17 protein-coding genes are annotated in these 20,461 nt (G+C 67.9%); 11 read left to right on the top strand and 6 right to left on the bottom strand.

Annotated features, from left to right (window positions below):
- Positions 1-122 precede the first annotated feature (122 nt).
- The 5 genes from AC1Q7H_RS13285 (at position 123) to AC1Q7H_RS13265 (ending at position 5,850) form a co-directional block, all read left to right on the top strand.
- The gene (locus AC1Q7H_RS13285) at positions 123-245 is read left to right on the top strand and encodes a hypothetical protein (RefSeq protein ID WP_013951761.1); all 123 of its coding nucleotides are present in this window, start codon (positions 123-125) and stop codon (positions 243-245) included.
- 39 nt (positions 246-284) lie between these two features.
- A complete protein-coding gene (locus AC1Q7H_RS13280) occupies positions 285-602 on the top strand; it encodes a YXWGXW repeat-containing protein (protein WP_153954323.1) in 318 nt (105 codons plus the stop codon).
- 718 nt (positions 603-1,320) lie between these two features.
- The gene (locus AC1Q7H_RS13275; RefSeq protein WP_013951759.1) at positions 1,321-2,277 is read left to right on the top strand and encodes a LuxR C-terminal-related transcriptional regulator; all 957 of its coding nucleotides are present in this window, start codon (positions 1,321-1,323) and stop codon (positions 2,275-2,277) included.
- A gap of 78 nt (positions 2,278-2,355) precedes the next feature.
- On the top strand, positions 2,356-3,285 hold the full coding sequence (locus AC1Q7H_RS13270; RefSeq protein WP_013951758.1) for a glycosyltransferase family 2 protein: 930 nt from the start codon (positions 2,356-2,358) through the stop codon (positions 3,283-3,285).
- Between the two features lie 495 nt (positions 3,286-3,780).
- Positions 3,781-5,850, top strand: a complete 2,070-nt coding sequence (locus tag AC1Q7H_RS13265) for a polysaccharide biosynthesis protein (RefSeq protein ID WP_153954322.1) — start codon at positions 3,781-3,783, stop codon at positions 5,848-5,850.
- A 90-nt stretch (positions 5,851-5,940) separates the two neighbouring features.
- On the opposite strand, the gene AC1Q7H_RS13260 is transcribed toward AC1Q7H_RS13265, so the two are convergent.
- Genes AC1Q7H_RS13260 through AC1Q7H_RS13240 form a run of 5 tightly spaced genes read right to left on the bottom strand, consistent with a single transcriptional unit; the run spans position 5,941 to position 10,610 of the window.
- A complete protein-coding gene (locus tag AC1Q7H_RS13260) occupies positions 5,941-6,966 on the bottom strand; it encodes a GNAT family N-acetyltransferase (protein ID WP_492378463.1) in 1,026 nt (341 codons plus the stop codon).
- Complete coding sequence (locus tag AC1Q7H_RS13255) at positions 6,963-8,030, bottom strand: hypothetical protein (RefSeq protein ID WP_153954320.1); 1,068 nt, start codon at positions 8,028-8,030, stop codon at positions 6,963-6,965. Before AC1Q7H_RS13255 ends, AC1Q7H_RS13260 begins: the two co-directional genes overlap by 4 nt.
- Complete coding sequence (locus AC1Q7H_RS13250) at positions 8,027-8,779, bottom strand: phosphatase (RefSeq protein ID WP_153954319.1); 753 nt, start codon at positions 8,777-8,779, stop codon at positions 8,027-8,029. The genes AC1Q7H_RS13255 and AC1Q7H_RS13250 overlap by 4 nt, the downstream gene beginning before the upstream one ends.
- On the bottom strand, positions 8,779-9,963 hold the full coding sequence (locus tag AC1Q7H_RS13245) for a DegT/DnrJ/EryC1/StrS family aminotransferase (RefSeq protein ID WP_013951753.1): 1,185 nt from the start codon (positions 9,961-9,963) through the stop codon (positions 8,779-8,781). The genes AC1Q7H_RS13250 and AC1Q7H_RS13245 overlap by 1 nt, the downstream gene beginning before the upstream one ends.
- A gap of 47 nt (positions 9,964-10,010) precedes the next feature.
- Positions 10,011-10,610 carry a sugar transferase gene (locus AC1Q7H_RS13240; RefSeq protein ID WP_013951752.1) on the bottom strand — a complete coding sequence of 200 codons (600 nt, stop codon included), beginning with the start codon at positions 10,608-10,610 and terminating at the stop codon, positions 10,011-10,013.
- A gap of 218 nt (positions 10,611-10,828) precedes the next feature.
- Here AC1Q7H_RS13240 and AC1Q7H_RS13235 point away from each other — a divergent pair, with 218 nt between their 5' ends.
- The 6 genes from AC1Q7H_RS13235 (at position 10,829) to AC1Q7H_RS13210 (ending at position 18,838) form a co-directional block, all read left to right on the top strand.
- Positions 10,829-12,004: a glycosyltransferase gene (locus AC1Q7H_RS13235; RefSeq protein ID WP_492381383.1), complete on the top strand. Its 1,176-nt coding sequence runs from the start codon at positions 10,829-10,831 to the stop codon at positions 12,002-12,004.
- On the top strand, positions 11,982-13,145 hold the full coding sequence (locus tag AC1Q7H_RS13230; RefSeq protein ID WP_153954317.1) for a glycosyltransferase family 4 protein: 1,164 nt from the start codon (positions 11,982-11,984) through the stop codon (positions 13,143-13,145). The genes AC1Q7H_RS13235 and AC1Q7H_RS13230 overlap by 23 nt, the downstream gene beginning before the upstream one ends.
- Before the next feature lie 149 nt (positions 13,146-13,294).
- Positions 13,295-14,572, top strand: coding sequence for a nucleotide sugar dehydrogenase (locus AC1Q7H_RS13225; RefSeq protein ID WP_041228496.1), 1,278 nt, complete (start codon positions 13,295-13,297; stop codon positions 14,570-14,572).
- Positions 14,573-14,632: 60 nt separating this feature from the next.
- Positions 14,633-15,718, top strand: coding sequence for an NAD-dependent epimerase/dehydratase family protein (locus AC1Q7H_RS13220; RefSeq protein WP_013951748.1), 1,086 nt, complete (start codon positions 14,633-14,635; stop codon positions 15,716-15,718).
- A 19-nt stretch (positions 15,719-15,737) separates the two neighbouring features.
- Complete coding sequence (asnB, locus tag AC1Q7H_RS13215) at positions 15,738-17,732, top strand: asparagine synthase (glutamine-hydrolyzing) (protein WP_211979520.1); 1,995 nt, start codon at positions 15,738-15,740, stop codon at positions 17,730-17,732.
- Positions 17,720-18,838, top strand: coding sequence for a glycosyltransferase family 4 protein (locus AC1Q7H_RS13210; RefSeq protein ID WP_013951746.1), 1,119 nt, complete (start codon positions 17,720-17,722; stop codon positions 18,836-18,838). The genes asnB and AC1Q7H_RS13210 overlap by 13 nt, the downstream gene beginning before the upstream one ends.
- Here the strand turns inward: AC1Q7H_RS13210 and AC1Q7H_RS13205 are convergent.
- Complete coding sequence (locus AC1Q7H_RS13205) at positions 18,801-20,351, bottom strand: glucosamine inositolphosphorylceramide transferase family protein (protein WP_492381382.1); 1,551 nt, start codon at positions 20,349-20,351, stop codon at positions 18,801-18,803. The two genes, AC1Q7H_RS13210 and AC1Q7H_RS13205, sit on opposite strands and share 38 nt — an antisense overlap.
- Positions 20,352-20,461: the final 110 nt, after the last annotated feature.

Genomic DNA, 20,461 nt, shown 5'->3' with positions numbered 1-20,461 from the left:
CGGCGCAGGCCTGCGCCAGCGGGACAAGCCCATGTGAGACAGCCTTACAAGTGCAAGCGCGCAGTGCGGGGCCGGCTCGCTACATTGAAGCCGTGTCCAACGCGAACCCGCCAGGAGTCCATATGAAACGCGCCCTCTCGCTGGTGGTGCTGCTGTCCACCACGGCCGCACTGCTGTCCGCCTGCATCGTAGTGCCACCGCGCGGCGGGCCGCCGCCGCGCTACCACCACTACGACCGCTATTGATCGATCCAGCCACTTCCAACCGCCCCAAGGAGAATCCACATGAAACGCCAGCTCCTGCTTGCCGCAGCCGTCCTCGCCACGGGCGGCGTCTTCGGACTGACCGCCCCCGCCGAGGCCCAGCCGGTGGTGGTCGCCCACGGCTATGGCCATCCGCCCCCGCCGCCGCGCTATGAACCGCACCCCGCCGCGCGCCGCGGCCAGGTCTGGGTGCCGGGCCACTGGGCCGCCACCGGCGGGCGCTACGACTGGCGTGGCGGCTACTGGCAGGCGCAGCGTCCAGGCTACCGCTATGTGCCCGAGCGCTGGGTGCGCGGCCCGCACGGCTGGGTCATGCGCCCCGGCCACTGGGCCCGCTGACGCCTCCGCGGGCGGACCTGCCGGCCGGCCCCGGGCCCGCCGCCCTGCCCTCCCGGCAGGCGGTGGCAAGCCCGGTTCAGGCCGGTGCAGCCGACGCCGCAGGGCTCATCCCGAGGTGGGAGACGTCTCTCATCCAGAAGCATTAGGCCATGCGCCCGACCTGCCTGAAAATCAGGCAGGCCTATTTCGAAAACACATATGAAAGCGGCGTTTCATGATTGGAGCAATCCGCCGCAGATATATTACCGATACCCCACGATGGGGTTAAGAACACTACTTACGAGGGGTGTCAATAATGCTATCTGTTTCAGTGCTGCAACCAAATTAAATCCGGATGTCACATCCATGAAACCTCCTGGACCCCGCGCCAGCGCGGCGTTTGCGGAACCTGGACCGGCGCATTTGGGTGATTTTTGAAAGGATTATGTATGTCCTTTCATTCCCACCCCTACTCGTCCCAGACCGGCCTGCTTGCATTCCATTCAACCAGCCCATAAGATGAATTTAAGCCGATTTAGGAGCGAGAATCTTTCGGGTCCGGGTTCGGGTCAACCTTCCAGCCGCCGACAAGTTCCATCCAGAAGAACGGGACTGCGGGAGCATGGAAGCATGGGGGTCAGACAAGCAGCCAGTCGCCGCGGGTGACTGCTGTCCTGCAATGCCCCTCCATACGCAAAGCGCCCCGCAGTCCGCTCCCGAGTAACGGGGAGTGAAGACAATGAATGCGTTGCTGATCGAGGAGCATCCACTGCTCCGGCTCGGGCTGCTGCAGATGCTCGAGAACATCCAGGAGTCCGCCCAGGTTGCCGCCATTGCGCCTGCGGACATCGCCAGGCTGGATTCCCGGCACCACAATGCCGACCTGCTGGTATTCGGCATGCCCGCCGATGTGGGGTCTGGCTGGCCGCAACTCGAACAGGCCCGCGAAGCCCTGTCGCCGCACCGCATCCTGATCCTGGCGGACATCTTGCCATTGCATGTGCCCAACGCGGACAGCGCACGCGGCGTATGCGGCTGCCTGCCGAAATCCGCTTCGCTTGCGGTGATCGAGGCGGCCATCCGGCTGGCGGTGTCAGGCGTGCAGGGGCTGCTGTTCTCGGCCGAGACCGGCTCCATGCCGTCGGCGTCGCGCTCGGCCATGCCGGCGGTGCAGTCGCTGGCCTCGGCCGCGCCGCTGCCGCTGAACCCTGCGCACGCGCTCACAGGCGAGCAACTGTCGCTGGTGGCATGCGCCGGCACGCCCGGAGCCGCGCGCACCACCGTGGCGGTGCGCGACCTCACCTGCCTGCGGCCGGGGCAGCCGCTGTCGGCCCCGGCTTCCACCAGCCCAGCGCCGCTGGTCGAGGAAGAGCCCAGCTACGACGAAGCCGAAATGCTGAAGATCACGCCGCGCCAGTACGAGGTGCTGGTGCTGCTGGCACGCGGCTACCCGATCAAGACCGTCAGCCGCATGCTCAATATCTCGGTGGCCACGGTCAAGAGCCACGCCTGCACGCTGTACCAGCGCCTGAAGGTACGCAACAAGGGCGAGGCCGTCTATGCCGCCCTGCAGCGTGGCGCGACGCTCGAGTGGGTCAGCGGCGATGAACGCCTCACGCGCGGCAGCAACGCGCGCCCGGTGGTTGCATCCCGCACCAGCGACGCCGCGTTCCAGGCCGCCAGCCCGGTGCTGTAATTCAGGACCCTGCGCCGCGCCCGCACCAGACGGGCCGGCGCAGGCGTCTGCCATCTGCCGAACATTGGAGGGGTCACCATGCCGGCAAGCTCTTTCCTGCCCACCGTTTCGGTGTGCATCTCCACGTGCGACCATCCCGAGCAGCTGCGGCACACGCTGCAATCGGTCGCTGATTCCACCATGCCGCCGCACCAGCTCATCGTCACCGACGACAGCAGCGGCTACGACACGCGCGAGATGATGCGCCGGGACTATCCGGACATCACCTACCTGGAAGGCCCGCGCCGCTCCAGGGCCGCCAACCGCAACCGCGCCCTGCGCGCGGCCACCGGCTCGCACGTACTGTTCCTGGATGACCAGACCCTGCTGGGCGCAACCTTCCTGCAGCAGATGACCGAGTCCGTAGCCGACGACCATCTCCGGCGGGCCACCGCCGGCTGCGCGACGCCGCTCATCCTGACCGGGACCGAGGTCTGCCAGGGGCGGCGCGGCGCTCCGCGCAAGCCGGCGTTCCTGGGCTACCCGACACTGGACTACCGCCGCGGCGAGCGCCTGTGCTCGGTGCTGTTGCACAGCGCGGTGTTCCCGCGCGAGCTGTTCGAGAACCTGTCGTTCGACGAGCACCTTGCCGTCGGCTACGACGACCTGGAACTGGCCGCACGCGCGGTGCAGGAATTCGGCTACCGCATTGAGATGGTCCCGAGCGCAGTCAACCAGCGCCTGCCATCGGTGTCGGCCGACCGGCCGTGCCCCGCCAGCGACGCCTCACGGCTGTATGTGGCCTGCCGGCGCTATGACCATGGCCCGGAGCACCCGCTGAAGACGGCATTGTTCCTGCTGTTGGCCCTGCCGCACGACCTTGCGCACCACCTGCGCGCAGCCGGCCTGCGCGGCGCCGGCACCTTCTATGACACGGCGACTTGCCTGTGGCAGCTGCTACGCGGCCCGCGACCAGCCGGGCGCCAGGGGTCAGGGACCGGCCTCAGCGCGCCACTGCCGCGCGACTGACCGCCACGCAGGCCCGGGGAGCGTACCCATTTCTGCGCTCCCTCGCCAGCGCCTGTGCTGCAACGCACGTACCCGCATTGCAGCGCCTGCGCCGCGGCAATAACGCCCTTTCCCCGTGCTCCCTCTGCGCCAGCCTGCCATGGCGCGATCGATGACGACACCAGCTGGCGGCAATGGCATGCGTACCCGTTTCTGCGTGCCCTGGCCCATCGCCATTCCACGTTCGGCAGCGCACGTAGCCCGATTGCGCCACACCACGCAGAAACGATAGCTTTGCAGGAAAGCGGATTCACGCCGGCACACGGTGATGCGTGAACCCACGGCGACCCATGGCATCACAGCCAGTCGCAGGCTGACGCCGGCGCCTTCCGGGCAGAAGAGCCGTGCAATGGACACACCGATATGGATGCATCGAGCGGTTCCCGCCAGCCAGAGCCTGTGGGCCATGCGGGTAGCAGTGACAATGGCAGCGGTGGTGTTGCAGGAGTTCCGGGCATGACAGCCCCGCGCTCCCTGCGCCTGCTATCCCTTTCGCGCCGCCAGAAGATCGTGCTGATGATGACGGTCGACCTGCTGGCCCTGCCCCTGTGCTTCGCGCTGGCCCTGCTGCTGCGCTCCGGCAATCAGGAGCTGATCGTCCAGTACGGCCTGCTGCCGCCGCTGTTCATCGCGGCGTGCACGATCCCGGTGTTTTCGTTCAGCGGCCTGTACCGGACCGTGCTGCGCTACATCGACCTCAAGGTGCTGTGGGCCGCCGGCATCAGCATGGCAGCCATGGTCGGGCTGACCTACGCCGTGTCCTTTCTCATGAATGACAGCCGGCTGCCGCGCGCCGGCCTGCTGATCTACTGGTTCATCGCCTTCGCCTACGTCGTGATCTCGCGCTTCCTGATCCGCGCCATGCTGCGGCGCACTGAGCTGTGGCGCAGCGCCCGCGGGCGCCCGACCCGGCGCGTGGGCATCTTTGGCGCCGGCGAGGCCGGCTTCCAGCTCGCCAACGCCATGCGCGCCAGCGTCGACCATGAGGCCGTGTGCTTCTTCGACGACGACCTTTCGCTGGACAACCACACCTTCACCGACCTGCCGGTGTTCCATACCTCGCGCATGCGGGAGCAGCTGCAGCGGCTGGGCATCGACGAAGTGGTGCTGGCGGTGCCTTCGCTGTCGCCGGACCGGCGCAAGCGCATCCTGGACAAGCTGCATCGATACGCCGTGAGCGTGCGCACCCTGCCCACGCTGCTCGAGCTGGTGGACCGCAAGATCACCATGCAGTCGATCCGCGAGGTCAAGGTCGAGGACCTGCTTGGCCGGCCAGCCGTGCCGCCGCGCGAGGCGCTGTTCGCCAAGTGCACGCACCGCAAGGTCGTCATGGTGACCGGCGCGGGCGGCTCCATCGGCAGCGAGCTGTGCCGCCAGGTTGCCACGCAGCAGCCGCGCAAGCTGATCCTGTTCGACCATTCCGAATGGGCGCTGTACATGGTGGAGCAGGACCTGCGCCGGAACTTCCCCGGGGTGCCATTGCTGGCGCGCATCGGCTCGGTGTGCGACGCCAATGCCGTGGCCGCCGCCATGCAGGGCCAGCAGGTCGATACCATCTATCACGCCGCGGCCTACAAGCACGTGCCCCTGGTCGAGAGCAACATGCCCGAGGGCATTCGCAACAACGTACTGGGCTCGCTCACCATCGCCAACATGGCTGACCGCTTCGGCGTGCAGACCTGTGTGCTGATCTCGACCGACAAGGCCGTCCGCCCCACCAACGTGATGGGCGCGAGCAAGCGCATCGCGGAGCTGATCTTCCAGGCCGCGGCGGCACGGCCCGGCACCCGCACGGTCTTCGCGATGGTCCGCTTCGGCAATGTGCTGGGGTCTTCCGGCTCCGTGGTTCCCCTGTTTCGCAGCCAGATTGAAGCGGGCGGGCCGATCACGATCACACACCCCGATGTCATCCGCTTCTTCATGCTGATCCCCGAAGCCTCGCAGCTGGTGATCCAGGCGGGCGCGATGGCCCGCGGCGGCGAGGTGTTCGTGCTGGACATGGGGCAGCCGGTGCGGATCGTGGATCTGGCCCGGACCATGATCGAGATGGCCGGGCTGGTGGAGCGCACCCCCAAGAACCCGAACGGGGACATCGAGGTCAAGTTCGTCGGCCTGCGCCCGGGCGAGAAGCTCTACGAGGAGCTGCTGATCGGCGGCAATGTCACGCCCAGCGACCACGAACGCATCATGTGCTCCCAGGAGCCAAGCCTGGAGGAGGCGGAGCTGCGGGAGATGCTGACCCGGCTCTACGCGGCCTGCGACGCCCGCGACGAACTGAAGATCCAGACGATGGTGCAGGCGATCGTGCCGGAATACGCCCCGTATACCTCGCTCGACGACGCCAGCCGCAAGCCGGTGCCTGCCGCCGTGCCCGCCGAAAGCGGCCAGGCCATCCAGGACACGCCGGACGACGCCGGGGTGCCGCGCCAGGTCGTGCTGCGCCGGGTCGCGGCCCACGCGCTGGGCCAGCCCGAGCTGGCCAGCGAAGCGAAGCCGGTGTCGCTCTCGAGCCCGGGCAAGCTCTGATTCGCCATCCCCCGAGCGCTGCTTGCCAGACACGACAGCCGCCTCAAAGGGCGGCTGTCGTTCGTCATCCGTGCCCGGGCCCTGCCGGGCCTACCGTCGATAGGCAGGGAAGTATCCGCTCAGATCCTCAAGCACCGAGGGCGTGCCGTCGCACAGCGCCAGGTACTTGCCGGGATCCACTACCACCCGCTGCGTGCGGAATACATGGGTGTCCGGCGAAAACCCGCGCTTGAAGCGGAACAGCGAATCCTCGGCCGAGCCGCCGAGGCCTCCGCCGAGGTGGTAATAGCGGTGGCCCTGCTCCCGTCCCCACTGCCGGATGGCGTGCAGCATGATCTTGCTGGGCTGACGGTGCCGGTAGCGTGCGTCGATGCCCATCAAGTGGCCTTGAAGAATGCCGGTGCCGTCAGACACCGTGACGGTCGCGCCGCCGATGATGACGCCATCCTCCTCCGCCACGAACAGCCGCAGCCGGTCGCCGAGCTCCCGGGCCAGCGTGTAGTGGTAAGCGTCGTCGAAGAAGTAGTAGTCGGAAGCACGCAGCCGGTCCATCGATGCGTTGTAGAGACGGATGAAATGCGGCAGCGTTTCCAGGGTCTCGTCCAGCCGCACCGTGACCCCCGCGCGCATGGCCTTGGAGATCTCCAGTCTGTGCCCGTGCGAGGTGTCGTGCCAATGCTCGGCCTCGCTCTTCGAGAGGTCGATCGAGATCGTCATGCCATGATCGACCAGCGTGCCGACGGCGCTGCGCCATGGCGCGTTGACAATCGGATTCAGCCGGATGAAGCATGAAACACAGCCGCGCCCGCGCAGCAGTTCCAGGGCCTCGGACAAGGCGGTGTCAATGAACGCGTCCGGCGCGTCGTCGCTGACGAGCGGGCCGGCAAACCCGTAGGGCGAACTTGCATCCCAGTCCTTGCCGTTGATGTCGCGGTTCAGCAGCGGCACGAACAGTTCATGGCCGTCATCCATGACGTGGATGGCAAACGCCTTGCCACTGCCTTCATGTTGCGCCGCCCGCAGCCATCCCGGCATATGGTGGCTGTCGTGCCGGCAACGCTGCAGCACGTCGAGCCACTCGGCGCTGGAGGTCTCCAGCAGATTGATCTTCATCATCGTCGGTCCTCGTCGGAAGTATCGGGATTTGCGGCAATGCTGGCGGCGATCTGCAAGATGATCTCGCCGAGGCGCCCGATGTCGTGCAGGCCGTAGCGGTAGTCGGCATGAAGGACCAGTATGCGCCCGCACAGGCGGTGGTTGTCCTCGGGGACGCCGGGCCAGGTCATGGGCCAGAGCACCGCCGGATAGACATCCGCGCCGATCAGCCGTTGCCGGACGCGCTCGCGCTGCGGCGCATCGGCGCACAGCAGGATGCCAAAGGCCGGCGTTTCCCGCCATTGCATGCCGGCGGGCAGGGCGGCGTGCGGGCCGGCGAAACAGCGGGCCAGCAGCGCCAGGTTCTCCTGCCGCCGCTGCCGCATCCAGCCAAGATCGACGGCCGGCGCCAGCACGCGCGTCAGCGCCGATGGCCCGGAGATTTCGGCATCGCTGCGCAGATTGCCCTCGGCCTCGGCGGCCAGCGCCAGGTAGGCCGCCTTGGCGACCTGCGCGCCGGCCAGGTACGCCGCCTTCATCGCCATGGCTGCGGCCATGCTGGCGGCGGCGCGCACATGTGCCGGCGTGGGCGCAAGCGAACGTGCAAACGGCTGCCCGGGCGGCGGCCGCACCAGTCCCCCGTCGGGCACCGGCAGGGTCTTGCGCAGCGACGCAAACACATAGTCCGGCGCCCGCGCGTAGGACCAGGTGGCGAGCAGGTCGTGGGAGCGGTCGAGCAGGACGCTGCCGCCCTGCACCTCCACCTCGGCCTGCAGGCCAAAGTATTCCGGAACGATCGCGGCCTCGTCGTCGCCCAGCGCAAGCTGCGCCGGGCCGCCGAACGGAGCATGCGGATACATGCGCACGTCGATGTCGCGGGCGATGTCGTCCAGCACCGCATGGCAGTAGTAGCTGGGCGCATAGAGCCGCCGCCATCCGTGCGAGCGCCCGTGCGCCACCATCGCGCGCAGCGCATCGCGGCCGGTGCCGGTCAGCAGGTCGCCCGGGCGCAGCCAGGCCTCACCGCCCAGGGGGACGGCGGGGTCGAGCGGGAAGAATGAGCCGAATTCCGTGGCAGATTTCATGGGTGCCGTCCAGCGCGCTCAATGAGAACTTCATACGACGGCCATGCGCTGTGATGCCGGCGCCGATGGGGGACCTGCCCTGACGTGTCTCTCTCACTCCAAAACCCGACGGAGATGACCCGCCTTCCCGTTGCCGGATCCGGGTCGATGCTGCGCCAGTATTCGCCGGTCGCTCCCGTCCAGAGCATGACGCGGCTGCGCAACGCGCCCTGCAAGTCTTCGACGGCGTCGCGCGGGTCGAACAGCAGCGCCACCGGCACCAGCAATGCCACGGCCGCGCCGACGTGCAGAAAGCCAACCGGCCGCCAGCGCCACAGGGTCACCCCGGCAACGGCAAACCCGACCCCCAGCCCGATGAGCGACTCACCGATCGTATGGTGAAAATCCGTCACCAGCACCACGGGCATGAACAAGGCCAGCCCCACCCCAGTCGCCAGTCCGAGCCATGCCATCTGCCTGCCCAGCACGGAACCCAGCAGCATCAGCAGCACCGGGTACACCGCTGCGGTCAGCATGGCGTGCCCGCTGACGCTGTAGACGCCGATGGTCGGAAGGGACCAGCCGGCGTAGCTGAACGCGGACTTGGCCGCCATCAGCAATGCGCCGCCGACGCCGAACGATACCGCCCAGCGCAGCGCGCGCCAGCCTTGCCCGGCCACGACGAAGCAGACCGCGACCCAGGCCACCAGCGGCAATGCCACGCGGCTTTCGCCGAAATAGAGGTAGTGGTTCCACAGGAAAGTCGCCATCAAGCCGCCACGCGCGTTGCCTGTTGCATCACGCTGCGCACCACCTGCCCGGTCATGCGCACTTCATCATCCGTGAGCGTGGGATGCACAAGGAACATCAGGCTGGTCTCGCCCAGCGCGCGCGCTGCCGGCAGCCGTGCAGGCGGGCGCAATCCGGTGCCGTCGAAGGCCTTCTCGAGGTAGACCTCGGCACAGATGCCCGCATAACAGGGCACGCCGGCGGCATTGATGGCAGCCATGATGCTGTCGCGGCTCCAGCCCTCGGCGAGGCCCCTGGGCTGCACGAACGCATAGAACTTGTACCAGGCATGCTCGATCCCGGCTGGCGGCAGCGGCACGTGCAGAGCATCGCAAGCACCAAGCGCATCTGCCAGCGCCATGGCGTTGGCGGTGCGCCGTTCGTGCCAGTCAGCCATGCGCCGCAACTGGATGCGGCCGATCGCGGCCTGCATCTCGGTCATGCGCCAGTTGGTGCCGAAGGCGTCGTGGACCCAGCGGAAGCCTGGTGGATGCGCGCGGCCATGCATGGCCTCCCAGCTCTTGCCGTGATCCTTGTATGACCACATGTGCGACCACAGCTCGCGATCGTCGGTGGTGACCATGCCTCCCTCGCCCCCTGTGGTCATGATCTTGTCCTGGCAGAAGGACCAGGCCCCGATATGGCCGATGGTGCCGACCATGCGTCCCTTGTAGACGGCGCCGTGCGCCTGCGCGCAGTCCTCGATCACCTTGAAGCCGTGCTCGCGCGCCAGCGCCATGATGGGGTCCATGTCGCACGGCATACCGGCCAGGTGCACGCAGATGACGGCGCGCGTGCGCGGCGTCAGCGCGGCCGCGATGGTGTGGGCGCTGAGGTTGCCGCTGTCCGGATCGACGTCCGCGAACACCGGCTTCGCCCCCGCATTGACGACGCACGAAACGCTGGCCAGGAAGGTGCGGGGCGCGACGACCACCTCGTCGCCCGGCCCGATGTCCAGCGCATGCAGCGCCACATCGAGCGCCAGCGTTCCGTTCGCCAGGGTGACGGCGTACTCGGCGCCGCACCATGCCGCGAACTCCTTTTCGAAGTCGCGGCACTCGGTGCCGGTCCAGTAGTTGACACGGTTCGAGAGCAGCACGCGCTGCACTGCCTGCGCCTCTTCGCGGCTGAAGCTGGGCCAGGGCGAGAATCCGGTATCGAGCATTGGCAATTCCCCAAGGGTTGCGGTGCGGGCCACGGCGCCCATGGCGTCTATGGCGCCTCCTTGCTCCCGCAGAAGCGGGTCGCCGAGACTTCGCCGGCGGCACTGATGTCTTCCTTGGCCAGCACCGTGCCGATGGTTCGCCACAGGATCCTGAGATCGAGCCAGAACGACTGGTGATCCACGTACCAGACGTCCAGCCGGAACTTCTCCTCCCAGCTCAGCGAATTGCGCCCGTTGACCTGCGCCCAGCCCGTGATGCCCGGCAGGACCAGCAGCCGCCGCGCCTGTTCTGGCGAGTAGAGGGGCAGGTAGAACGTGGGCAGCGGGCGCGGCCCGACCAGGCTCATCTCGCCCTTCAGGACGCACCAGAGCTCCGGCAGTTCGTCGATGCTGGTGCGCCGGATCATCCAGCCGAACGGCGTGATCCGTTGCGCGTCGGGCAGCAGTTCGCCATCGGGACCGCGCTCATCCGTCATGGTGCGGAACTTGATGACTTCGAAGGGCTTGCCGTCGAGGCCTGCCCGCGTCTGCCGGAAGAAGACCGGACCGCCAAGCTTCCAGCGAACCAGCCCCATCACGACCAGCAAGGGCAGCGCCAGCACCACCAGCGCCACCGACGTGAGGACAACATCCAGAACGCGCTTCATGATCGATTCCCGCCGCCTGTGCCATGTACAGGAGATATGAAATCCGATTCGCCCGTCCCTGTGAACCACCCGAGCGCGCGGGAACGTGTCGTACACCACAGAACCTCGCCGGCCGTCATGGCGCAGGGGGCAAGCGCCTGCGTTCGACGCCGAACAGATGCCGCGCTCCGGCAGCGGTAGCGTGCCTGGGACCGCATCAACCATGCCGAGGAGACAGGATGGACCAGAGCCAATCCGGAAAGCCAGCCGGGCCAATGCGGATCACCCTGCTCATCACCTGCCTGCAGATGGGGGGCGCGGAACAGCAGGTGGCCGCGCTCGCGCGCCAGTACCTGTCGCTGGGACACGCGGTCTCAGTGATCAGCCTGATGCCGGGCTGCGAGGTGAAGCTTCCGGAAGGCGTCGAGACCCTGATGCTGGCGATACGCAAGACCCCGCTGGCATTGCTGGCCACCCTCATGCAGGTCCGGCGGTTCGTGCTGCGCTGGCGCCCCGACGTCATCCATGCCCACTTGGTTCACGCCAACCTGGTCGCGCGCCTGCTGACACGCGTGTGCCCGGTCCCCGCCACGATCTGCACGGCGCACAACTACATGGAGGGCAGCACCTGGCGCATGCTGGCGTACCGCCTCACCGACCGCTGGGCCGATCTCACCACCCAGGTCAGCAACGAAGGCCGGCAGCGCATGATCGAGGTGCGGGCGGCCCCTGAGACGCGCATCATCTACATGCCCAACGGCTTCGATACCACCCGCTACCGGCCCAGCGCTGAACAGCGCGCCGCCACCCGTGCCGGGCTCGGCCTGGGCCCGGGCGACCGGTTCGTCCTCAACGTTGGCCGGCTGGTGCCGGACAAGGCCCAGGCCGACCTCATCGATGCCTTCGCGCAGGCGTGCCCCGGGCCCGGCACGTTGCTGATGATCGCTGGCGACGGGCCGCTGCGCGATGCCCTGGCGCAGCGCATCGCACAGTACGGGCTGAGCGGGCGCGTGCGTCTGCTGGGCCAGCGGGCGGACGTGCCGGCGCTGCTGAATGCGGCGGATCTGTTCGTGCTGTCGTCCCTGATCGAAGGGATGCCGCTGGTCGTGGGCGAAGCGTTGGCGTGCGGATGCCCGGTGGTCGCCACGGATGCCTCGGGCGTCCCGGCCATGCTCGGCACCATCGGCACCCTGGTCCCTCGTGGCGATACCGCGGCATTGGCGCGCGCCATTCGCGACGCGGTCGCGCACGGGCGCGGTGAGCCTGTCGACGAAGCGGCGCGGCACCAGCATATCGCGGCGGCATTCAACATCGAGGTCATTGCCCGCGAGTGGCTGCACCTGTATGCAAGGCTCGCCAGCGCCGGCGCGGCGCCACACGTGGAGGCCACCGATGCGGCCGCGCGCTACCAGTAGCCCGGGCCGGCACCAGGACGCCGACGCGACGGCGGCGCCGGCGATCTGCTTCCTGACCGGCACGCTGAACGTATTCGGCGGGGCCGAGCGCATGGCCGCCACGGTGGCGAACGAGCTGGCGCGGCGCGGCCACGACATCCACATCCTCAGCCTGTGCGATCCCCGCAGCTGCTTCCGGCTCGATCCGGCGGTCCGGCACGACGCCCTGTTCGATCGGCGCCCTTCCTTCCGTTCGCAATTCCTGCCCACCATCGCGCGCCTGCGGCGCTACCTCCGGCAGCACAAGATTGCGGTGCTGGTGGAAGTCGACCCCTTGCTGACGCTGTTCACCCTGCCGGCATGCCTGGGGCTGGGCATGCGCCGCATTGCCTGGGAGCATTGCAACTTCGACCAGGACCTGGGCCTGCCGCTGCGCAGCATCGCGCGCCGCCTCGCCGCACGCACCTGCGAGCGGATCGTGGTGCTGACCGAGCTGGACCGCGAGAAATGGGTACGCAGCCTGCATTGCACCAATATCGACGTCATCCCCAATATCCTGACCTTCCCCATCCCCGCCGAGCCGGCTGCGCGCACGTCCCGCACCGCTGTTGCCGTGGGGCGCCTGGCCGACGTCAAAGGCTTCGACGTGCTGCTGCAAGCGTGGGTGCCCATCGCCACGACGTTTCCGGACTGGCGGCTGCGGATCGTGGGCAACGGCGAGTTGCTCGAATCCCTGACACAGCTGCGCGACCGGCTCTGCCTGCAGGACTGCGTACACATCGAACCGGCACGCAGCGATATCGAGTCGGTGTACCGCGACGCCTCTCTCTTGTGCCTCAGTTCCCGCTTTGAAGGCTTTTCGCTGGTGTTGCTGGAGGCGATGGCATATGGCCTGCCGGTGGTCGCCACCAACTGCGAGACCGGGGTGAAGGCCATGCTCACTCACGGAGAAAACGCCCAGCTCAGTCCGGTCGACGACCCCGCCGCGCTGGCGCGTGGGATCGCGGCGGTCATCACCAGTCCCGAACTGGCGGCCCGCCTGTCCGAAGCGGGCCGCCGTCACGCACAAAGGTTCACGCCGGGCGAAATCGGCACGCACTGGGAACGCCTGCTGTCCGGCACATCCGGAGAAACCACCACCAGCGAAATCGGCATGGCATGACGCGGGCCACCACTGCCGCACGGCTGCGGGCTTGTGTACGTCAAGACACGAACCGCCGCGCACGGCACGCCGCCCGCGCACGATAATTTCAACGAGTCTGCCTTTCCATGCCGACGACGACAGGCTCGACTACTCGGAAGATCACGGTCATGGAACTCAGTCACGCACAAGTCGCCATCATAGGGCTGGGCTATGTCGGCCTGCCGCTCGCGGTGGAGTTCGGCAAGCAGCAGCCCGTGCTGGGCTTCGACGTCAATGCCGCACGCATCGAAGCACTGCGCGCCGGCCACGACGCCACGCTGGAGGTCAGCCCGGACGAGCTGCGCAGCGCGCACCACCTGCGCTACAGCAACGATCCCGAAGCGCTGAGGGACTGCCAGGTCTTTATCGTGACCGTGCCCACACCGGTGGACCGGGCCAAGCGCCCCGACCTGACGCCGCTGATCCTGGCGAGCGAGACCGTGGGCAGGGCGATGGCGCCGGGCGCCGTGGTGATCTACGAATCGACCGTCTACCCGGGCGCCACCGAGGAAATCTGCGTGCCGGTGCTGGAGAGGCACAGCGGCCTGAAGTTCAACGTGGACTTCTTCTGCGGCTACAGCCCGGAGCGCATCAACCCCGGCGACAAGGAGCACCGGCTGCCGGATATCCGCAAGGTCACCAGCGGCAGCACGCCCGAGGCGAGCGAGGCCATCGACAAGCTCTACGGCAGGATCATCGTGGCCGGCACGCACCGCGCCAGCAGCATCCGCGTGGCGGAGGCGGCCAAGGTCATCGAGAACACCCAGCGCGATGTCAACATCGCGCTGATGAACGAACTCAGCCTGCTGTTCCACAAGCTGGGCATCGACACGCTCGAAGTGCTGCGGGCCGCCGGCACCAAGTGGAATTTCCTGCCGTTCCGCCCGGGCCTGGTCGGCGGGCACTGCATCGGGGTCGATCCCTACTATCTGACGCACAAGGCGCAGGAGGTCGGCTATCACCCGCAGGTCATCCTGGCAGGCCGGCGCATCAACGACAAGATGGCGATCCACGTTGCCGACGAGGTGGTGAAGCTGATGCTGCGCCGGGGCATTCCGGTGCTCGACAGCCGCGTGCTGGTGCTCGGCCTGACGTTCAAGGAGAACTGCCCGGACGTGCGCAACACCAAGGCCGTGGACATCGTGACCACGCTGCGCAGCTACAACGCTCAGGTCGATGTCTACGACCCGTGGATCAATATCGAAGACGCCGAGCACGAATACGGCCTGTCCTGCCTGCGCGAGGCCCCGCGCAACGACCAGTACGACGCCATCGTGCTGGCGGTCGCGCACCACCAGTTCGTCACCATGGGCGTGCGGGCGATCAAGGCTCTCGGCAAGGCGCATGCGGTGCTGTTCGACGTCAAGGGCATCCTGCCGAGGAGCGAAATCGACGCACGCCTGTAGCCGCCTTGCGGTCACGCACGGAAAACCCGCCGGAAGCGGCGCAACGGAACCACCGTCCCCATGCAAGAGAACGCCTACGCGCACCTCAAGGCCCGCCTGGCCGCCACGCCGCGCACGTGGCTTGTCACCGGCGTCGCCGGATTCATCGGCAGCAACCTGCTGGAAACGCTGTTGCGCCTCGACCAGCGCGTGGTCGGCCTGGACAACTTCTCCACCGGGCACCGCCGCAACCTCATCGAGGTCGAGGCGCTGGTGTCGCCCCGGCAGTGGGCCAATTTCCGCTTTATCGAAGGCGATATCCGCAACCTCGAGCACTGCCGCAGCGCCATGCGCTTTTGCGCGCCCGGGCGCGAGGGCGCAGCCAACGGCCTGTACCCGGTGGACTTCGTGCTGCACCAGGCGGCGCTCGGCTCCGTGCCGCGCAGCCTGGAAGACCCAATCGCGACTCACAGCGTCAATATCAGCGGATTCCTGAACCTGCTGGTCGCCGCCCGCGACGCGCAGGTCAGTACCTTCGTCTATGCGGCGAGCAGCAGCACCTACGGCGACCACCCGGGCCTGCCGAAAGTGGAAGACCGCATCGGCAAGCCGCTGAGCCCCTACGCGGTCACCAAGTACGCCAACGAGCTGTATGCCGACGTCTTCCACCGATGCTACGGCGTGCATGCCACTGGGCTGCGCTACTTCAACGTGTTCGGGCCGCGCCAGGATCCCAATGGTGCCTATGCGGCGGTGATTCCCAAATGGATCGCAGCCCTGCTACGGCACGAGGCCGTCTACATCAACGGCGACGGAGAAACCAGCCGCGATTTCTGCTACGTCGCGAACGCCGTGCAGGCCAACCTGCTCGCCGCCGCCAGCGACCACTGCGAGGGGGACAGCCAGGTCTACAACGTGGCGGTCGGCGACCGCACCACGTTGGCCACATTGTTCGAGCTGCTTCGCGACGGGCTGCGGCCCTACGGCGTCGCCGCCGGCACCGAGCCGGTCTATCGCGGCTTCCGGGCCGGAGACGTGCGCCACAGCCAGGCCGACATCGGCAAGGCACAACGCCTGCTGGGATACCTGCCCACCCACCGCGTCCGCGACGGGCTGGCCGAGGCGATGCCTTGGTACGTGCAGATGCAGCAGGCACTGAACGCCTGAGCACAACCGGGACATAGCCATGTGCGGATTTGCAGGATTTCTTGGCGGCTTGCCCGCCACCCTCGCCGACCGGGCGGACTTGCTCGCCGACATGGCCAACCAGATCCGCCACCGCGGACCGGACCATGGCGACACCTGGTGCGATCCGGACCAGCCGTTCGGGCTGGCCCACCGCCGCCTGGCGATCGTCGATCTGTCCGCGGCCGGACACCAGCCCATGACCGCCGCCAGCGGCCGCCATGTCATTGCCTTCAACGGCGAGATCTACAACCACCTGGACATCCGCGCCGAGCTGGAGCGTGCCGGCGTCGCGCCCCGGTGGCGCGGCCACTCCGACACCGAAACGCTGCTTGCCGGCATCGACGCCTGGGGCGCCGAGGCCACGGTCCGGCGCGCCGTGGGCATGTTTGCGTTTGCGCTGTGGGACCGGCGGACCTGCACGCTGACACTGGCGCGCGACCGGCTCGGCGAAAAGCCGCTCTACTACGGCTGGCAGGCAACCGGCAGGGGCCGTGCCTTCCTGTTCGGGTCGGAACTCAAGGCGCTGCGCCCGCACCCGGCGTTCGAGGGCCGCATCAACCGCGACGCGCTGTGCCTGTATATGCGCCACAACAATGTGAGCGGCAGCCATTCGATCTACCACAATGTCGCCAAGCTGCCGCCGGCGCATCTGCTGACGGTCTCGCTGGGGGCGCCTGAGCCCGTGCTGCGGCCCTACTGGTCCGGTGCCGAGGCCGCGCTTGACGGCGTTCAGCATCCTTTCGCCGGGAGCCCGGACGAAGCCGTGGACCAGCTGGAGATGCTGTTGCGTGATGCGGTAAGCCGCCAGATGATGGCGGACGTCCCGCTCGGTGCCTTCCTGTCCGGCGGGATCGATTCCTCGACGGTGGTGGCATTGATGCAGTCGCAATCGTCGCAGCCTATCCGCACCTTCTCCATTGGCTTTCATAATTCCGACTACAGCGAAGCCCCACACGCGAAGGCGGTGGCGCGGCATCTTGGCACGAGCCATACCGAGCTGTACGTCACGCCCGAACATGCGATGGCGGTCATCCCCGGCCTGCCCCGGATCTACGACGAACCATTCGCCGACTCTTCGCAGATTCCGACGCTGCTGGTCAGCGAGCTGGCGCGGCGGCATGTCACCGTTTCGCTTTCCGGCGACGCGGGCGACGAACTGTTCGGCGGCTATAACCGCTACCAGATCACGGCCGAGTTGTGGCCCCGGCTCTCGCGCATTCCCGCCCCGCTACGGGCAGCTGCGGCATGGAGCCTGACACGATGCCCGCCAGACCGCATCAACCGGATCGCAGCCGCGTTCCCCGTCGCCTCGCGCTGGGCCAATGTGGGCGAGAAGATCCACAAGGGCGCCGGCGTCATGGCGGCGCGCTCGTCGGCCGAGCTGTACCGCGGCATGGTGTCCCACTGGCCCCACCCGGAGATGCTCGTCGTCGGCGGCGCGGAGGCGGCCACGGTGCTGGACGGCAGCGCGCAGGCCTTCAGCGCCTTGACCGACGTGGAGCGGATGATGGCGCTGGACATGCTGAGCTACCTGCCCAACGACATCCTGGCCAAGGTCGACCGCGCAGCCATGCATCACAGCCTTGAGACCCGCATACCGTTCCTCGACCACCGCGTGGTCGAATTCGCGTGGCGCCTGCCGCTGGCGTACAAGTTGCGCAGGGAAGCACGGGGCTATACCACCAAATGGGTGCTGCGCCAGGTGCTGGACCGCTATGTGCCGCGCACGCTGATCGAGCGGCCCAAGATGGGCTTCGGCATTCCGATCGACGCGTGGCTGCGCGGGCCGCTGCGCGACTGGGCCGAGGACCTGATCGATCCCCGGCGCCTGCGGCGCGAGGGCTACCTGAACACGGAGCCGATACGCAAGCGCTGGGCCGAGCATCTTTCCGGGCGGCGCAACTGGCAGCATCAGCTCTGGTGCGTGCTGATGTTCCAGGCATGGCTCGCGCACCAGACCGCACAGGAAAGGAGTCCCGCATGCGTTTCCTGATGATCGCCAGCTATGCCGAGTCACTGATCGCGTTTCGCGGCCCGCTCATCGCAGCGCTGCAGCAAAAGGGCCTGGAGGTGCATATCGCCGCGCCCGACCTGCCAGCGGGGCACCAGGTGCGCGCCGCGCTGGAATCGCGTGGCGTGGTCGTGCATCACGTCCCGCTCCAGCGTACCGGGATGAACCCGCTGGCCGACGCGCGCACGCTGCTCGCCCTGCATCGGCTGATGCGGCGGGTCAGGCCCGCCTGCGTGATGAGCTACACCATCAAGCCGGTGATCTACGGCATGCTGGCGGGCTGGCTGGCGCGCGTGCCGCGCCGCTTCGCGCTGATCACCGGGCTGGGCTATGCCTTTCGCGAGGACAGCGGCAGAAGCCGGCTGCGCGCGGTGGTGCAGCGGCTCTACGCGCTGGCGCTCAGCCGCGCCCATACGACCTTTTTCCAGAATCCCGATGACGAGGCGCTGTTCCGCCGCGCGGAAATCCTGCCGGCCGGCAAGCGTTCGTGCATTGTCAATGGTTCCGGCGTGGACGTGGCGAGCTTCGAGGTCGCGCCCCTGCCCGACGACGGCCCGCGCTTCCTGCTGATCGCCCGCCTGCTGGGCGACAAGGGCGTGCGCGAGTATGCCGAGGCCGCGCGAAGAATCCGGGCGCGGGGCGCCGGTGCGCGCTTCAGCCTGGTGGGCTGGATCGATGCCAGCCCCGACGCCATCGCCCAGGACGAGCTGGACGCATGGGTCGCGGACGGAACCGTCGACTTCCTCGGCCGCCTGTCCGACGTGCGCCCCGCCATTGCCGGCTGCAACGTCTACGTGCTGCCTTCCTACGGTGAAGGCACGCCGCGCTCTGTGCTGGAAGCCATGGCGATGGGCCGTCCCATCATCACCACCGATGCGCCAGGCTGCCGCGAGACGGTGGTTGACGGCGACAACGGCCTGCTGGTGCCGGTCAAGTCCGTGGGCGCGCTGGAGCAGGCCATGATGCAGCTGATCGAGGACTGGGAGCAAGTCGTGCGCATGGGCCAGCGCTCGCGTCAGATCGCCGAGTCCAAGTACGACGTGCGCAAGGTCAACGCCGTGATGCTGCGCGAGATGGGGTTCGAGTAGGCAGCGGCAGGCGCAAGGCGCGGGCGGCGCGCGACACGATCCTGTGCCACAGCACGCCGCCATTGAAACCATGGCGCTTGCCGTCCACCACGACGCGCCCGCCCCACGCCGACAAGGTGTGCAAGCCGTGCGGGTTGACACGATCCCCCGCCGGGCTGATGACCCCCACCGTCTCCTCCCGATAGAACTCGGGCGTGCAGTGCACGATGCGGTTGACGGCGATGGCCTGCCCGTAGCCGGTCTTGCAGACCTGCGCCACTCGCAGCAGCCCGTCTGCTTCCCGCATGACCGAGCCGGCCGCGCGCGCCGAGCCGTGGTCGAACTTGACCGGGTTCTGCGGGTGCGGCTGCCAGGGGCCGAGCAGGTTATCCGCATAGCACAGGCATACGTTGTCGAACTGCCCCATCGCGACGTCGGTGTACAACAGCCAGAAACGGCCTTCATGCGCGAAGATGGTCGGGTCGACTGCGGCCACGTCCTCCAGCAGCACCGCGACCTGCTGCCAGCGCCCGCCTTCCTCCTGCCGGTTCAGCACGCAGCGCCGGCTCTGCGAAGACTCCGCCACGCAGTACAGCGCCCCGTCATGGCGAAACAGATACGGGAACGACAGGTGCCCCGGCAGCCCGAGATCGACCTGCCCCGCGCTGGACGGCGCCTCGTGCGCGTCCAGCTTGAGCCTGACGATGCGGCCAATGTTCTGCCGCAAGTCGACTTCCTCGCAATAGATCTCGTCCGGACTGCCGGGCACGCCGAAAGGATCGGCCCAGCAGTACGACGGCATGCGAGTGCCGAGCCAGCGCACCGGCAGGCGCTGCGCGCGCACGGCGTCGGCAAACGCCATCTCGACGATGCCCACCATCCATTCCTCCACCAGCACGAATCCCTTGAGCTGGATGATGGCGTGACTGCCGAGGGCGCGCAGGCGCCAGAGCAGGCGCCGCGATGCCGGCACGCGGCCATGGCACCCCGTCCACGCCTGGCGCCCCGACAGTCCACCCAGGGCGCGGATCTCGCGCAGGGCGCCGTCAAGCAGCGACGCACCCATGACGGCAAGCCGTTCGGGGCGAACCTTCTCGCAGGGTTCGGCATAGCCGGACGCGGTATCGACCATGACCGCATGCGAGGGCGTCCAGGCCACCAGGTGCAGGCGGATGCCGGCACCGCTAGCGTGGGTCTCCAGGCCGTGGTGCGGGTCGCCCGGGGCAAGGCCGCGCGCGTCGCACAGGCGCCACACGCCCTCTGCGGCGTGGCGGCTCCAGCCGGTATCGAGCCTGCCGGTCAGGTCGACGATGGCGGTCACCGGCCCGCCCGCCTGCAGCGCCTTCGCCCGATCGGCAGTGCCGCTCGCTTCCTCCAGCGCGTTCATGGCGCCAAGCGCGCGCTCGACCACTCGGCACGTGCCCGAGGCTTGCAGACGCTGCACCACCAACCGCTCCCAGCCTGCGGGCTCGGTTGTAGTGACCATGATGACCAGGCTCTCCCGCGCGGCGGTCTCTGGCAACAGACAGGACATGTCTTCCTCCCTGGCGATCGGGTGCAATGGCTCCTGGTATTTGGCGCCGGGATGCAGCGCCCCGACATTAGCCTTAGGGCGGAGCCGCAATCATCCTTCGGTAGGTAGCC

The sequence above is a fragment of the Cupriavidus sp. GW823-FHT06D04 genome, from assembly GCF_058795055.1.
The sequence above is the reverse complement of the archived record's forward strand: the minus strand, read 5'-3'. Positions and strand labels throughout refer to the sequence as shown.